At 67.3% G+C, this 14,675-nt stretch carries 17 protein-coding genes; 10 read left to right on the top strand and 7 right to left on the bottom strand.

The genetic code is table 11. From position 1 onward, the window contains the following. Positions 1–38 precede the first annotated feature (38 nt). The 4 genes from NY08_RS18460 to NY08_RS18445 all read left to right on the top strand — a co-directional run bounded on the left by NY08_RS18460 (position 39) and on the right by NY08_RS18445 (position 3,052). Positions 39–605, top strand: coding sequence for a histidine phosphatase family protein (locus NY08_RS18460; protein ID WP_144407395.1), 567 nt, complete (start codon positions 39–41; stop codon positions 603–605). Between the two features lie 88 nt (positions 606–693). Further along, complete coding sequence (locus NY08_RS18455; RefSeq protein ID WP_032381057.1) at positions 694–1,005, top strand: PE family protein; 312 nt, start codon at positions 694–696, stop codon at positions 1,003–1,005. Between the two features lie 53 nt (positions 1,006–1,058). Next, the gene (locus NY08_RS18450; RefSeq protein WP_052683870.1) at positions 1,059–2,228 is read left to right on the top strand and encodes a PPE domain-containing protein; all 1,170 of its coding nucleotides are present in this window, start codon (positions 1,059–1,061) and stop codon (positions 2,226–2,228) included. Beyond that, the gene (locus NY08_RS18445; RefSeq protein ID WP_045197962.1) at positions 2,225–3,052 is read left to right on the top strand and encodes an ESX secretion-associated protein EspG; all 828 of its coding nucleotides are present in this window, start codon (positions 2,225–2,227) and stop codon (positions 3,050–3,052) included. Before NY08_RS18450 ends, NY08_RS18445 begins: the two co-directional genes overlap by 4 nt. Here the strand turns inward: NY08_RS18445 and NY08_RS18440 are convergent. Genes NY08_RS18440 through NY08_RS18430 form a run of 3 tightly spaced genes read right to left on the bottom strand, consistent with a single transcriptional unit; the run spans position 3,045 to position 5,371 of the window. Further along, positions 3,045–3,710, bottom strand: coding sequence for a histidine phosphatase family protein (locus NY08_RS18440; RefSeq protein WP_045197960.1), 666 nt, complete (start codon positions 3,708–3,710; stop codon positions 3,045–3,047). The two genes, NY08_RS18445 and NY08_RS18440, sit on opposite strands and share 8 nt — an antisense overlap. Continuing rightward, the gene (gene pheA, locus NY08_RS18435; protein WP_045197959.1) at positions 3,707–4,639 is read right to left on the bottom strand and encodes a prephenate dehydratase; all 933 of its coding nucleotides are present in this window, start codon (positions 4,637–4,639) and stop codon (positions 3,707–3,709) included. Before pheA ends, NY08_RS18440 begins: the two co-directional genes overlap by 4 nt. Before the next feature lie 9 nt (positions 4,640–4,648). After that, positions 4,649–5,371: a hypothetical protein gene (locus NY08_RS18430; RefSeq protein ID WP_045197957.1), complete on the bottom strand. Its 723-nt coding sequence runs from the start codon at positions 5,369–5,371 to the stop codon at positions 4,649–4,651. Between the two features lie 199 nt (positions 5,372–5,570). On the opposite strand from NY08_RS18430, the gene NY08_RS18425 reads away from it, so the two are divergent. From NY08_RS18425 to NY08_RS18405, 5 genes are all read left to right on the top strand, one after another. Continuing rightward, positions 5,571–6,338, top strand: a complete 768-nt coding sequence (locus NY08_RS18425; protein WP_032396466.1) for a DUF2470 domain-containing protein — start codon at positions 5,571–5,573, stop codon at positions 6,336–6,338. 34 nt (positions 6,339–6,372) lie between these two features. Beyond that, entirely contained in the window at positions 6,373–7,182 is an 810-nt protein-coding gene (locus NY08_RS18420) for a CPBP family intramembrane glutamic endopeptidase (RefSeq protein ID WP_045197955.1), read from the top strand. Between the two features lie 358 nt (positions 7,183–7,540). Further along, positions 7,541–8,851 (top strand): LCP family glycopolymer transferase, encoded by a 1,311-nt coding sequence (locus NY08_RS18415; RefSeq protein ID WP_442970847.1) that lies wholly within the window; start codon positions 7,541–7,543, stop codon positions 8,849–8,851. 67 nt (positions 8,852–8,918) lie between these two features. Further along, entirely contained in the window at positions 8,919–9,476 is a 558-nt protein-coding gene (locus NY08_RS18410; RefSeq protein ID WP_032396468.1) for a ferritin, read from the top strand. Positions 9,477–9,587: 111 nt separating this feature from the next. Next, positions 9,588–10,142, top strand: a complete 555-nt coding sequence (locus tag NY08_RS18405; RefSeq protein WP_032396487.1) for a ferritin — start codon at positions 9,588–9,590, stop codon at positions 10,140–10,142. 130 nt (positions 10,143–10,272) lie between these two features. On the opposite strand, the gene NY08_RS18400 is transcribed toward NY08_RS18405, so the two are convergent. Genes NY08_RS18400 through NY08_RS18385 form a run of 4 tightly spaced genes read right to left on the bottom strand, consistent with a single transcriptional unit; the run spans position 10,273 to position 13,371 of the window. Then, complete coding sequence (locus tag NY08_RS18400) at positions 10,273–11,184, bottom strand: DUF5926 family protein (RefSeq protein ID WP_045197954.1); 912 nt, start codon at positions 11,182–11,184, stop codon at positions 10,273–10,275. A gap of 10 nt (positions 11,185–11,194) precedes the next feature. Then, entirely contained in the window at positions 11,195–11,968 is a 774-nt protein-coding gene (locus tag NY08_RS18395; protein WP_032396470.1) for a glycerophosphodiester phosphodiesterase, read from the bottom strand. Beyond that, complete coding sequence (locus NY08_RS18390) at positions 11,965–13,023, bottom strand: DUF4328 domain-containing protein (protein ID WP_082073869.1); 1,059 nt, start codon at positions 13,021–13,023, stop codon at positions 11,965–11,967. The genes NY08_RS18395 and NY08_RS18390 overlap by 4 nt, the downstream gene beginning before the upstream one ends. Further along, positions 13,024–13,371: a rhodanese-like domain-containing protein gene (locus NY08_RS18385; protein WP_032396471.1), complete on the bottom strand. Its 348-nt coding sequence runs from the start codon at positions 13,369–13,371 to the stop codon at positions 13,024–13,026. 277 nt (positions 13,372–13,648) lie between these two features. Between NY08_RS18385 and NY08_RS18380 the strand changes: the two genes are divergently transcribed. Next, positions 13,649–14,584: an LLM class F420-dependent oxidoreductase gene (locus tag NY08_RS18380; protein WP_032396472.1), complete on the top strand. Its 936-nt coding sequence runs from the start codon at positions 13,649–13,651 to the stop codon at positions 14,582–14,584. Positions 14,585–14,675: the final 91 nt, after the last annotated feature.

The following is a 14,675-nucleotide window of genomic DNA, read 5'->3' as shown; positions in this document are numbered from 1 at the left end:
GCGCCACAACCACACGGTGCCTGCGCCACAATGACCCAGTGACTGCGCCCGTGACCCGACTGATCCTGGTGAGCCACGCCAGAACCGACGCGATGCGCACCGGCCGGTTTCCCGGCGACGAACCACTCGACGACGCAGGTCTGCGGGACCTTGCCGCAGTGACCGACATTCCCCGAGCCGACCGCGTCCTGTCCGGCCCGGAAACCCGCTCGGTCTCCACGGCGCGCATCTTCGGCTCGGACATCTCGGTCGAACCCGCGTTGGCCGACATAGATTACGGCCGGTGGGCCGGTCTCGAGATGACCGATCTGCCCGACGCCGACGCGATGGCCTGGTTGGGCGATCCGGCGTTCGTTCCGCCGGGTGGCGAGTCCGTCGTCGCGCTGTTCTCTCGCGTCGAGACGTGGCTGAGTGCTGTCGGATCGACGCCTGGCCGCACGCTGGCGGTGACCTCTCCTGCCGTCGTTCGAGCCGTGGTGGTGCTGGTGTTGGCGGCCCCGGTGTCCTCGTTCTGGCGCATCGACGTCTCCCCGCTCACGCGCACGGCGGCCAGCCGTCGAGGCGGCGCATGGACTGTGGGCTCGGTGGCCCGGAAGTTCGTCTGAATTTTTCTCGCGTCGAGGGAACCGAACCGAACACGGCGGCGTCCTACCTACCGACAGCGCAAAGTTCTTCGATCAAGGAGCGTGGCTCATGACCGTCATCAAGGTGGATCCGGTGGCACTGCAGCTCGCCGCCTCCGAACTCGATGCCGTCGCCGCTCGCTTGCAGGCAGCTGTCACTGCGACGGCAATCCCCGTGCGGCCGCTACCACCGGGCACTGACGAGGTGTCATTGCTGACCGAACGATTCTTCGGCACTGCGGCCGATACCTTCGGACCCGCTGCAGCACAGGGTATTTCGGAGTTGCACCGGGCAGCCGAGGAATTGCGTAAACAGGCCGCGGACTACGTGGCCACCGACGACGACACCGCCGGGGGCCTGCCCGGCCTACCCGGCATCTGACGCACCGAACTCGACCGCAGCAGACAACGCTCGAACATCATGGGGGCCATCAGATGACGCTCGGAGTGACAGGTGTGGTGTGGCTGCCACGCACGGCGACGGGAAACTCGACGAGATTGCTCGGTCCTGGACCGGTGCCGTTGCATGTCGCCGGCGGTGCGTGGGGTTCGGTCGCTGCGGCGTTCACCGAGGCATCGGCGAGTATCGCCGCCGTCACCGCGGCTTTGACCGCAGGCTGGGAAGGCGAGTCGGCACTGCTCGCTCAGGCTGCGCTCGGCCGCTTCGCGACCTGGACCGCCGCCACGGCAGTCAAGGCCGCGGCGCTCTCTGTCGAGGCCCCGGCGGCAGGCACCTCGTACGGTGTCGCGTTGGCGACCATGCCCTCGCTCGTCGAAATCGGAGCCGTGCAGGCCGCCAAGGTCACCGCCGCCTCGACGGGTGGCGTGATGAACGGCAGCTACGAGGCGGCCGAGGTGGCCGATCGACTGCTCGACATCCGCGCCGCGATGGTGATGGAGGGCTTCGAGCTGGTCTCCTCGCACCGCATCGTCCAGACCACGTTCGACCGGCCGCCGGCCATCGTCTCCGATTCCGGCACCGGCCTCGGCAGATTCGCCGACGGCGCGCTGATGACATCGCCGGTTCAGGCCGCGATCGCTGGCCTGATGGCCGCAACCCAGAATCCCGGTGTTGCCGCGGCGGCAGGTCAGATCGGTAGTGCTGCCACCTCCATCGCGAGTACCGGCGTCTCGACCGTGGCCACCGCCGCGTCCAACATCGGGTCGAGTGCACTGTCCGGTGGCATCGGGGCCGGCGGTGGATTCGCGCCCGGCGTTTCGGCATCTCCAGCCGTCGGTCCGGCGTCCACGCGTCCGGTGTCGTACGGCGCCGGCGCAGGTGGAGCAGGTGGGCTCGGCGGTGGCGGCGGACTTCCTGGTTCGACGTTGGGGCCAGGAGGTGGTGGCTCGATGCCGGCCGGCGCTGTTCAGAGCGGTCAGACGGCGTTCGGCGCACCCACCTCGACCGATGGCAGTCTCGCCCAGCGCGGAACGGGCGCGGCCGGCGCCCCGGCATCCGGCACGCGCGGGCAGGCCGAGGACGACGAACACCAGACCCCGGACTACCTCAAGCAGTTCGAGCACTTCGCGGACGGCCGCACCGTCGCGCCGTCCGTCATCGGCGCGGATCCGACCGTGCCGGACATCAACGGGAACGGCCGTTGATCGACTTGGGAACCGTGCCGGTGGGCCACACATTGCCGATCGCCTCACTCGGTGCGGACGAGATGGATTTCTTGGTCGACGAACTGTCGATCGCCGAGCTACCCGTCGTCCTGAACGTGTTCCCGCGTTTCGACGACGCAGCTGCGCGGGATTCCGCATTGGAACGTGGCCGCCGCTCCCTCGACTCGGCCGGACTGTCGGCCGGCGGCCGCGTCCACGAGGATCTTCGGCAGTGGATGCGAGTTCTCGAACAACCTCGCTGGTACGTCTCGGTCCGTGTGTTCGACGTCGAGAGTGCCGAGCCCGTTCCGGCCACTCGGATCTGCGTTGCATCCGACGGTCGGATGACGGTGTCGGCGGTGCGGCGAGACGACGTGGTCACCATCCGCGCCGTCGACGGTGATCCGGCCCGAGACCTCGCGTCGTCGATCGGCTCGGCTGCGTCGTTCGACCCGGGCAGCATCAACGCGCCAACCGATCTGCTGGCCGAAGCACTCGATGCGGCACCGGCCGACGTCGGAGCAACCGCGTCTCGGCTACGCGGAATCGGGATAGCGCCCGACCGCGCCGCGGCTCTGGCGTCGGCGATGGCCACCTGCGCAGGCAGAACCGAGATCACGGCCGTGGCCCGCAGCAACGGCACCCGCCATGTGGCCGGCAGACCGGTCGCCCTGTTCGACACCCGACCCGGACGCATCCTCGCCACCTCCGCCCTCGCCGCCGACGGCACGTCGTGGAGTTCACTGACCGGCGCAACGGATCGCAGAGTGACCGCTGCGCTGGCCGAGCTGATCGCATCGGCACAGGGCCTTCTTGCTAGCTGATCGGGTTGTCGGCCTTGTCGCTGCCCTTGCCCTCGAACGGTGGCAGGAACGTGCCCCACCGGACGCAGGACCATCCGCCGTCCGGCAGCGGGAGCAGCTCGACGGTGTGAGTGTTGTCGAGATGGTTGTCGGCCGCGAACGTGCCCTCGACGCCGGCCAGCACCGCCGCGACCAATCGGATTGCGGCACCGTGGCTGACGACGACGACGTCGCCTGCGGTGTCGTCACCCAGGTACTGCGCGCGGAGGCCGTCGAGCACCGGGACATAGCGCTCCAGAACAGAATGTCCGCTGTCGCCTCCGGGCACGGTCACCGCCAGATCTCCGGCGTGCCAGCGACTGAAGATCTCGGTGAACTCCCGGTGCGCATCCGGGTCGTCGCGGTCCTCCAGATCTCCCGCGAAGGTCTCCTGGATTCCCTCGGTCACCAGCAGGGGAACCCCGGTAGCTCGCTCGATGTAGCCGGCAGTCTGCTTGGCGCGCAACGCAACCGAGGACACCAGCACCGCGGGTGGGCGTCCGATCCAGGTCTGCGCGTAGGCCTCGGCCTGCTGGTGCCCCAGCTCGGTGAGTTCGGCTCCCGGCGGTGAGGTGTCCAGTACCTTCGCGACGTTGGCCGTCGTCTGACCGTGCCGGACCAGAATCAGTTTGCCCATCACAGATCACCGCGTCCGGCACGAACGTCTGCTACCCACTGCACATGTTCGTCGATCGGCGGCGGTACCGATCCGCCCGTTCCCGTTGTGGTGGGCCAGGATCCGAGAAACCGCAGGGGCATCTTGCGGTGAAATGCGGCCAGCATCTCCGCGACGAGCGGGTCGTCGATGTGACCCGCGCAGTCGACGAAGAACCTGTACGTTCCGAATCGTGAACGCGTGGGCCGTGATTCGATGAACGTGAGGTCGATGTTGCGAATTCCGAACTCGGCCAACGCTGCCGGCAGTGTGCCCGGATCGTTCGGCGGCTCGAGCACCACCGAGGTGCGGTCGGCACCGGTGCGCGCAGGCACCGATTGCGGCGCGGTCACCAGCACGAAGCGAGTCCTTGCGCCCTCCACGTCGATGATCCCGTCGGCCAACTGCGGCAACTTCAGACGCTCACCGGCGAGCCGCGTCGACACCGCGGCATCGACCATTCCGGCCGCAACGTCTTCCGCTGCACCGGCATTGGACGACGCGGACTGCACCACCGCGTCGGGCATGGCAGCCTGCAGCCACTGGCGCACCTGATTGAGTGCGATCGGGTAGGCGCTGACCGTGCGGGCCGAATCGAGAGTGACACCGGGACCGCCGAGAATGGTGAAGGCCACCTCGATCTCGGTCTCGGCGACGATCTGCAACCGGCGGCCCTCCGACAACGCGTCGAGCGTCGGTGGAACCGCTCCCTCGATGGAGCTTTCGATGGGGACCACGGCCGCGTCGGCCGCACCCGATCGCACGGCCTCGAGCGCTGACGGCGGGTTCGACGCCGATATCCGCTCGACCGCCCCGTCCAGACCGACTGCGCCGAACGTTCCGAGCCTCTCGAACTGAGCAAGCGCCATCTCCGTGAACGTTCCCGATGGGCCGAAGTAAGCGATGCGAGGCACGCCTCGAGGTTACGTTGCCGACGTCCGTGAAGCGATCAAACCGACGTCGACGAGCCGGGCGCGGGCGGCAGCAGCGTCGGCGATCTCGATTCCGAGCAGCACCTCGCGCACCGCCTCGGCCGCCTCGGGGATGAGAGCCCGCAGTCCGGCGACGTTCGGAGCGGCGAGGGCCGAGGCGATGTCGTCCCCGCGCAGCGACGCCACCGTCGCAGCAAGGATCGCGAGCACATCGTCGCCGGACTCGGCGCGGGCGACGAGGCCCACATCGGCGTGCGAGACCACCGCCAGGACGTCGGCGATGCGCCGTGGGGTGTCGCCGACGTCGATCCCCGGAGTCCGGTGGGCGAGGACGACGGCCTCCGCGGTCTCGGCCACGTCGATCGCGTCGAACATCGGGAAGACGACCAACGGCGAGGGCAACCGAAGCGCGAGCGCATCGGCGAGGTGCTCGACCGGGGCGTCGACGTGGAACCGTACGGCCTCGTAGCCGCCGGTCCTACCGGCCCGGAGCTCGTCGGGGTCGATGTCGAGGTGCACCGCGATGCGCCCGAGGTCGTCCGATTCGGACAGTTCGAGCAGGGTCGAAGCCCGCACGACGGGCGGGCCGTACTCGGATCCACGCGGGGCAGCGGCGAGCGAGTGGGCGTCGGCACAGATCGGCTGCAGCAGTCCGTGGACGAGCGCGTTCGGGTCGGGTCGGTGTGGCACACCGAGGGTCAGCGGAATCGGCACGCCTCAACGGTAGTCCCGGCTCTGGTTCGTTCCGCAGGCTCCACTCCCGTGGCCTGGGTCGTTCCGCAAGCTCCACTCCCGGGGCCTGGGTCGTTCCGCAGGCTCCACTCACGTGGCCTGGGTCTTGCGATCCTCGCCACACCGCGCTAACTTAGGTTTGCCTCACCTACTCGCCTGACCGATCGCATCGGAGGAGCCCATGCTCGGCGCAACCACCACCGGACCGACCACCGCCGAACGCGTGCGCAGTGCCTGCATGCGCGCCGAGGGCGCAGCCCTGGCCATCGACGGCAGCGGCCCGGTGATCACGACCCTGCACCACCTTCGTCCCAACGGGGAGATGATCCTCGCCGTCCCCACCGACTCCCTCGACAGTGCGGTCACCGGGCAGTCCTCCCGTGCCGGAACGCCCGCCGTCCTCGAACTGACCGATCACGCGCCGCTCGCCCTGCGTGAGCCGGTGCGGTCGTTGGTGTGGCTTCGGGGCGATCTACGTCCGGTTCCGGAATCGCTGATGCGACCCATGGCCGGAGCGGTGGCCGCCGAGCATCCGCATCCGGCCCTGCTCGACGTCGGCCACACCACCTCGCTGATGCGTCTGATCGTCACCTCCGCCGTGGTCGCCGACAGCACCGGAGCGGAGCCGGTCGACGTCGACACACTGCTGGCCGCCGAACCCGATCCCTTCTGGGAGATGGAGACCAGCTGGCTCGAGCACCTCGACGCCGACCACCCGGACCTGCTGGCCCAATTGGCCCGACGCCTCCCGCCGTCGCTGCGGCAGGGTCGAATCCGGCCGCTGGGCATCGATCGCTACGGCATTCGACTGCGGATCGAGGGCGAATGCGGCGACAACGACGTCCGGCTGGGATTCACCGAGCCCGTCCAGGACGTCCTCTCCCTCAGTCGAGCGCTGCGCGTTCTCGCCGGTTGCCCGTTCCTGAACGGACTGCGCGCCCGCGGCTGACACCTCACTGCACGAAACAGGGCAGACTCGTGCGGTGATCGACTTCAAGAGCTGGTTGACGCCGCCGCCGCCCGCGAGCACGGCTCCGCCGCCCGATGCCCGCGAACGCACCACCATCAAGGTCGAGGTCGCGATCGTCCTGCTGGTGACGTTCGGCCTGAGCGGTATGAGCAGCATCCTCTCGCTCGTCGAGGACGCGCTGCAGACCGCTGCCCTGTCCGATCAGACCGTGGCGCTGAACTCCTCGCGGTCGAGTTTCAGCCTGATCGATCTGCTGTTCCAGCTGCTGAGCATCCTGCGTCTGTGCGCCTGGGGTGCCCTGGGGTTGTACTTGCTGTGGCGAGCCGATCTCGCACCACGAGCGATCGGGCTGGCCCGTCCGCGGCTGAAGATCGACCTCGGTCACGGCGTCGGACTGGCCGCACTGATCGGGCTGCCCGGGCTGGCGCTGTATCTGGTGGGCAACGCCCTCGGGTTCAACCTGAACGTCGTTCCCAGCGCCCTCGACGACCACTGGTGGCGCGTGCCCGCACTGATTCTGTACGCGCTGGCCAACTCCGGTGCCGAGGAGATCATCGTCGTGGCGTACCTGATCTCTCGCCTGCGCAGACTCGGTCTGAGCGAGAACGCGTCCCTGCTGTGCTCGTCGCTGCTGCGCGGCAGCTATCACTTCTATCAAGGTGTGGGCGGTGGTGTCGGGAACTTCCTCATGGGCCTGGTGTTCGGCCGCTACTGGCAGCGCACCGGCAGACTGTGGCCCCTGCTGATCGCGCACGCTCTGATCGACATCGTCGCCTTCGTCGGCTACGCCCTCCTACGCGAACATCTGTCGTGGCTCCCGTGAATCGGACGTCGAGTAAGACCGCTGTTTCCGCGACGACGGTTACAGTCGATCCGTGAACGACGACGATCGCTACGGACGGCACGGCGCGCCGGACCGGCGCACGCCGCCTCCCGGTCGAACGCCGCCACCGAACCGAACGCCGCCGGCGGACAGATCCACGCCCGGCCGGCACGGTCGTACCGATCCCGCGCCCCGGCAAGGTCCACCCCCGCAGCAGCCTCCGGGTCCACCGCGACCCCGTCAGCAGCCACCCGGGCAACAGCCGCCCCAGCCACGGCCCAACCGCCCGCCGCCCGGCCGACAGCCGCCCCCACGTGGGTATCGACCGGGCCAGCCGCCGCCGGAGGGTACCGAGTTCATCCGACGCGACGGCCGCCCCATTCCCGGGCCGGACGGGCCACCTCGGCCGACACCGGTTCCACGCGACAGCCCTCAGCAGGCCTGGTCGCAGGCACCCGAACCTCGTTCGGCACAGTCGTATCCAGCACAGTCGTATCCAGCACAGTCGAATCCGGCTCGAGCGGATGCGGCTAATTCGACGCGTCAGTACTCACGTTCGCAGGAAGATCCACCGGGTCGCACCGGATACGCGCCGCGTCAGCAGCCGGAGCCGTTCACCGAGGAGCGCAGGCAACCGCCTGCGCAGCGGGCGCTACGTCGCCCCGAACCTGTTCGGCCGCAACGTGATTCTCGGCCACCGAAAGCGGCGAAGCCGCGCAGGCGCCGACGCTGGGGACGACGCTTCCTGATCGTGTTGCTGGTTCTCGTGCTGGGTATCGGAGGTGTCGTCTACTACGTCGACAGCTCGTTGACGCGCGTTGACGCCCTCACCTCGTATCCCGGGCGCATCGGCGACACCCCCGGCACCAACTGGCTTCTCGTCGGGTCGGATTCGCGGGCCGGCCTGACGCCGGAGCAGGAAGCCGCGCTCGCGACCGGCGGCGAGGTGGGCCCGAGCCGCACCGACACGATCATTCTGATTCACATCCCCGAGGGCAGCGGCGCGCCGACGATGGTCAGCCTGCCGCGCGATTCGTACGTGTCGATTCCGGGCAACGGCCAGGACAAGCTCAACGCGGCCTTCGCATTCGGTGGGCCGCCACTGCTGGTACAGACGGTCGAGGGTGCAACCGGTGTGCACATCGATCATTACGCCGAGATCGGATTCGGTGGCTTCGCCGGGATCGTCGACGCGGTCGGTGGAGTGAACGTGTGCGTGCAGAATGCAATCGACGATCCGTTGGCGGGCATCAACATTGCCGCCGGTTGTCAGGATCTCACCGGAGCCGAGGCGCTCGGATTCGTGCGATCCCGCGCGACGGCACTGGCCGACATCGACCGCATGAACAATCAACGCGCGTTCATGTCGGCCCTTCTGGAAAAGGCAACGAGCGCTTCGACTTTCCTCAACCCACTGCGGTTGTGGCCGCTGGTGTCCGACACCGTATCGTCGTTGAGCGTCGACGAGGGAGGTCACATCTGGAACCTCGCCGCGCTGGCCTGGGCGATGCGCAGCGGCCCGATGACCACGACGGTGCCGGTCGGCGGATTCCAGGACTCCGACGTCGGAAACGTTCTGCTGTGGGACGACACTCGCGCTCCGGCATTCTTCGACGCCATCGCACAGGATCGCGAGATCCCGCCGGAACTGCTGACCGGCGGCCCCTGATCGGCAGGCGTGAGCGGTGGGCGGAAGCGGAGCCTGCGGAACGACCCTGGGTTGTAGGTTGAGGACCATGACATCGCCGTCTGCCCAGCCCGCCGCCCCCGGTACGTCGTTCCACGACCTTCTGCGCGCCCAGGTCCGGCACGAGTTCACCGCTTCGCAGCAGTACGTCGCCATTGCGGTGTGGTTCGATCGCAACGATCTACCGCAGCTGGCCACGCGTTTCTACGCTCAATCCGCCGAGGAGCGTCGGCACGCGATGATGATGATCCGTTTCCTCATCGACAATCGGCTCGAGGTCGACGCGTCGGGCATCGACGACGTGGTGACGGCATTCCGGTCGGTCGTCGAACCGGTGGAACTGGCACTGACTCAGGAGTCGACGGTGACCGAGCAGATCACCGCGCTCGCGCGCGCTGCCCGGGCCGAAGGCGACTACATCGGCGAGCAGTTCATCCACTGGTTCCTCACCGAGCAGGTCGAGGAGGTGGCGGCGATGCAGAGTCTGCTCAACATCGTTCGCCGGGCCGGAACCAACCTGTTCGACATCGAGCAGTACGTCGCACGCGAGATCGGCTCGACGGTGATCCGCGCCACCAATGCCCCGAAAGAAGCCGGAAGAGCGTAGTTTGCGCCCTGCTCAGAGCGGACATTTAGGATTCACTGTATTAGGCTACGTTCGCCTCAATAAGGTTCGACTTGGATGACAACGCCTCTGACCAGGCATATTGTCCTCGTCATGAGCGTAGACATCAAAGAAACCAGTCACACCAAGTTCCATGCACTTCTCCGCGACCAGATTCGCAACGAGTTCAACGCCTCGCAGCAGTACATCGCCACCGCTGTGTACTTCGCGAATGTCGATCTGCCGCAGCTGGCCAAGCACTTCTACGCGCAGTCGGTCGAAGAGCGCAACCACGCGATGATGATCGTGCAGTACTTCCTCGATCGCGACATCACGGTCGAGCTGACCGGCGTCGACGCGTCGAAGTCCGTCTTCACCGATCCCCGTGAGGCCATCGCCCTGGCGCTTGCGCAGGAGGAGACCGTCACCGAGCAGATCATCGCTCTGGCGAGCACCGCACGCGAAGAGGGCGACTACCTCGGCGAGCAGTTCATGCAGTGGTTCCTCAAGGAGCAGGTCGAGGAAGTTGCCAGCATGAAGACGCTGCTCAACATCGCCGATCGCGCGGGCCACAACCTGTTCGATCTCGAGCAGTTCGTCGCCCGTGAGATGAACACCAGCGTGACGGCCGACTCGGGCGCACCCACCGTCGCCGGCGGATCGCTGTAGATCCCGCCGCACGTCTGGGCAAGTAGCGCGCTCATACGGGTGGCCGCCCGAACAAGGATTCTTGTTCGGGCGGCCACCCGATGTCCTTTCTCGAGCAATTCTTCTCGGCCGTACATCCGGCCGGGAGCCGTCAGCGCAACGTGACCTGACGACCGCGCAAGCCGTCACGTGAGCGCAGCTGCGCTGCCGTGAGCGGAGCGTCGACAGCGAGAGCCTCGGCCAGCTTCTCGCCGAATTCCTTTGTGGGCGCTGCCCATTCGGTGGGGTGCATCTCGGGGTCGAGGTCGAACACCGGCACCAGCAGTCCATGTGTGCGGAACGAACCGGCGTAGCGCGAGCCCTCACCCAGGTTGAGATCACCCGCAGCGTGCAGCCGCGCGAGAGCGAGCATCACGTCGTCCTCACTCTCCGGACGAACCCACCGGATGTGCGCCTTGTCGCCGGCATCCACCCACCACGCCGCGACGACGCCGTCGGCTTCGATCCGCGCCGAGGGCATGATCGCCTGGTTCGCGCGCTCCACGGTGGCAGCCACATCGGCTGCGGGAGTGGCACTTTCGGGGATCCACCAGTTGAAGTCCTGATGGACGGTGATCTCGAGCAGCGCGGACGCGTCGAGCACCTCGGTCAATGCGGGGGTGGCGTCGGTGATCTTCGCGGCTTCGAGCGACTCGCCCGCGGACGCGGTGGACACCCAGCCCAATGCGCTACTGATATCTGCTGCAACGTCTTTCGACTGCGTCTGCACCTGTAGGCCGACGAATCCCTCGACGGTGCCCCCGTCTTCGCGCACCAGTGCCGCGACGGCTCCGGGTAGTACCGTTGCCAGCGTGATGGTGCGACCGTCCACGGTGATCGGCGCGGTTGCCGTCGCCGACGGGACGAACTCACGCAGCGCTACGAGGTCGCATTCGGCAGCGAGGCCTTCGAACGGGCGCGTCGACGCCGATTCGATGCTCGCCCGTTCCGCTTCCCGCTGCGCGAGCTTCGCTGCGCGGTTGCTGTCCTGCTTCGGTCCACTGTTTCTTTTGCTCTTACCCACGCCCGAAAACCTACACGTTCTTCGATTCGAGCCAGGCTCGCGTTCGACCGGGATGGTTGGTGGCAATCCAGCCGACACCGAGCTCGCGGCACAGCTCCACGTCCTCTTTCTCGTCGACGGTCCACACGTAACTGGCCCGGCCGGACGCTGCTGCGCGGTCGATGATGGCCGGGTGCTCACGTAGTGCACCTATCGACGGACCGACTGCGGTGGCCCCGACGGTCGTCGCCGCTCCCCCACCGAGGTAGTGCGAGCTGTCGCCGAGGAGCACCGTCGGAAGCATCGGAGCCGACCGCCGTACGCGCCAGACGGCCGATGGCGCGAACGACATGATGACCGCGCGCGAGTGATCGGCCGACGCGGGTGCCCCGATCCCGAACGTGTGCAGCTCGGCGAGAACCTTGCTCTCGATCAGCGAGCCGTACCGCACGGGGTGCTTGGTTTCGATGAAGAGTTTGACCGGCTTGCTGGTCCAGTCCAGGACGAGCGAGATGAGGTCGTGCAAGGTCAGAAGTTCGGCGGGTTCGTCGGCGTCGCCGTAGTTGAGTCGGGCGAGTTCGGCGAAATCCATCTCGCTGACGATGCCGGTGCCGTTCGAGGTTCGATCGACCCGGCGATCGTGCACGCACACGATGTGCCCGTCCTTGGTGAGCCGCACGTCGCATTCGACGCCGTCCGCCCCCTCGCGCAGCGCGAGGTCGTATGCGGCGAGAGTGTGTTCCTTCTTGGCCGCGGACGCACCTCGATGCGCGACGACCAGTGGCCCACGACGATCGGGACTCACGACGCCGTCACCGCCTCGGATTCGTACTCGGGTTCCTTGTCTTCGGGCTGCTTCTGTTCGGGCTGCTGCTGTTCGGGCTGCTTCGGCTTCTGCTCGGTGCCGGTGGCGATCACCCAGCGGGTCGGTCGTGACACGGCGGAGCCGCGCAGCGTGCGGCCTTCCAGTCGGCGCATCACGGCCAGGGTCGATACGGCCGAGACCGCGGCCACCAGTGCCACGAACGCCGACAACAGAACTCCGTCGGCGCGGGCCTGAAGGGAATCCTGCAGGTTCCACAACAGTTGGACGATCACCAGCGCATTGCTCGCTGCCCAGAGCGCCCACCAGATGCGAACCAGTGTCAGTTCGCGGTGCACGTCGGCATCGGCACCGCCTCTGAGGCGGACCACCTCGGTGAGGTAGACCCCTGGCATCACGATGCGGACGAACGGCAGCATCGACATCAGCAACATCGTGCGCACCGAGCGCGGATCGGTGGAGCCGGCGGCAGCGAAGGTACGTCTGCGCCGGTCGATCAGCCAGCAGGACGAGGTGATCAGCGCCGCCAGACCGATGAGGAGTGCACCGACCTGAGCGAAGTACACCAAGGCGTCGGACACGGCCAGGGTGATCGGCGAAATCAGTCGCACTCGGTTGTGCAGCAGGATCCCGTACCTGAACACTTCGGCGAACGCGGCGAGCGCCAGCAACATCGCGGTGACGAGGACCAGGTTCTGAGCGTTGGCTGCGTATCGCTCGACGCGACCGATGCTGCGATCGGCCTCGGGGTCGCGGGGTACGTCGCGCAAGCCCCAGGTGGGTGTCGAGGTGTAGTGCGGCGTCGGGGTCGGCGATACGGATCGGCTGCGGCGCTCGGCTCTACTCGACGAGATCGCCGGTCGGGCTACCCATCGGAAGTTTCGGGCACCGTGCGCGGGCGCCCTGGTGGACACCGGCGAGAGCAGTACTCCGTGGCAGCGGGGGCACCACGTACCCGGCCGTGCGCCGACAGCCCAACGAGTGCTGCAGCGGGCACAGACCTGGAACGCCTGAGCGCGTCCCTGCGGTGCCGACATCTAGATGATTCTCGCTTCGTGGTCGTCGTCGCGCTGGATCGGTCGACCAGCGGCCTGCCAGGCGAGCATCCCACCGTCGACGTTGATCGCGTCGTATCCCACGCGGTTGAGGTATTCGACGACGCGCGCCGAGCGACCACCGGCTTTGCAGACGACGTACACCTCGGACTGGTTGTCGATCTCACCGGCGCGCGATGGGATGTCGCCCATCGGGATGTGAACGGCGTCGGGTGCGTGTCCGGCTTGCCACTCGTCGTCCTCGCGCACGTCGAGCAGGATGGCCGCCGTCGGGAACGGCACCGGAAGACGATCGACGGTGACGGCGGGAGACTGCTCGGGATGCGACACACCTCGATCTTGTCACGCGTCCGCGCGGGCTTGCCACCCGTGTCCTTTCGACCGAAGCGCCGTCTCGCTATGACCTGCGTCACTCGAGTCACATGAGTTATCCACAGTATCCACAGATCGATCCACAGAATCGGGGCCTGTGCCGGTTTCTATCCACAGGTCAAAGCTCCGAGTCGGTCTCGCGGTGTACCGAATACCAACTCCGCCTGTGGATCGATGGTGATTTGACACAGCCGTCGTCTGCGCTTCCGATAATCCGCTGTTTAGGCTGGCGAACATGACTTCCACAGAGCTGCGCGTCTTCACCGAACCGCAACAAGGCGCCACGTACGACGAACTGCTCCGCGTCGCGAAAGCTGCCGAGGAGTTCGGCTACGGCGCATTCTTCCGGTCCGACCACTACCTCGCGATGAGCGGCGACGGCGGCCCCGGCCCCACCGATGCCTGGATCACCCTGGCCGGGCTCGCCCGCGAGACCTCGACGATTCGGCTCGGCACCCTCGTCACCTCCGCGACCTTCCGCTACCCGGGGCCGCTGGCCATCAGCGTCGCCCAGGTCGACGCGATGAGCGGTGGTCGCGTCGACCTCGGGCTCGGTGCGGGCTGGTTCGAGGACGAACACAAGGCCTACGGCATTCCGTTCCCGCCGCTCGGCGAACGCTTCGACCGACTCGAAGAGCAACTTGCCGTCGTCACCGGACTCTGGAACACACCCGTCGGCGAGACCTTTTCGCACGCCGGCACGCACTATCCCGTCACCGATTCCCCCGCGCTGCCCAAGCCGGTGCAGACACCGCACCCGCCCATCGTCATCGGCGGCGGAGGCAAGAAGCGCACCCCGGCACTCGCCGCGAAATACGCCGACGAGTTCAACATCCCCTTCGCCTCGCTGGCCGACACCGAGACCCAGTTCGGTCGCGTCCGCGCAGCCTGCACAGCCGCCGACCGCGACCCCGACTCCCTCGTCTACTCCAACGCCCTCGTCCTCTGCTGCGGCCGCACCGAAGAAGAAATCGCACGTCGCGCCGCCGCCATCGGCCGCGAGGTGTCCGAACTACGCGAGAACGGTGCCGCAGGAAGCCCAGCCGAACTCGTCGACAAGATCGGCAGCTTCGGAGCCATCGGCGCGACCCGCGTGTACCTGCAGACCATGGACCTCACCGATCTCGATCACCTCGAACTCGTCGCATCCGAGGTTCTACCGCAGCTCTGATCGACCAGAAACCGACCCGCCCGAGTCCACTCAACGTGACATCGACTGCCCAAAAGTCCACTGAATGTCACATTGAGTACCCGGGGGGCTC

Source organism: Rhodococcus sp. B7740 (assembly GCF_000954115.1).
Lineage (GTDB): Bacteria > Actinomycetota > Actinomycetes > Mycobacteriales > Mycobacteriaceae > Rhodococcoides.
Note: the sequence above shows the minus strand (reverse complement) of the source record. Positions and strands in the feature narration are given on the sequence as shown.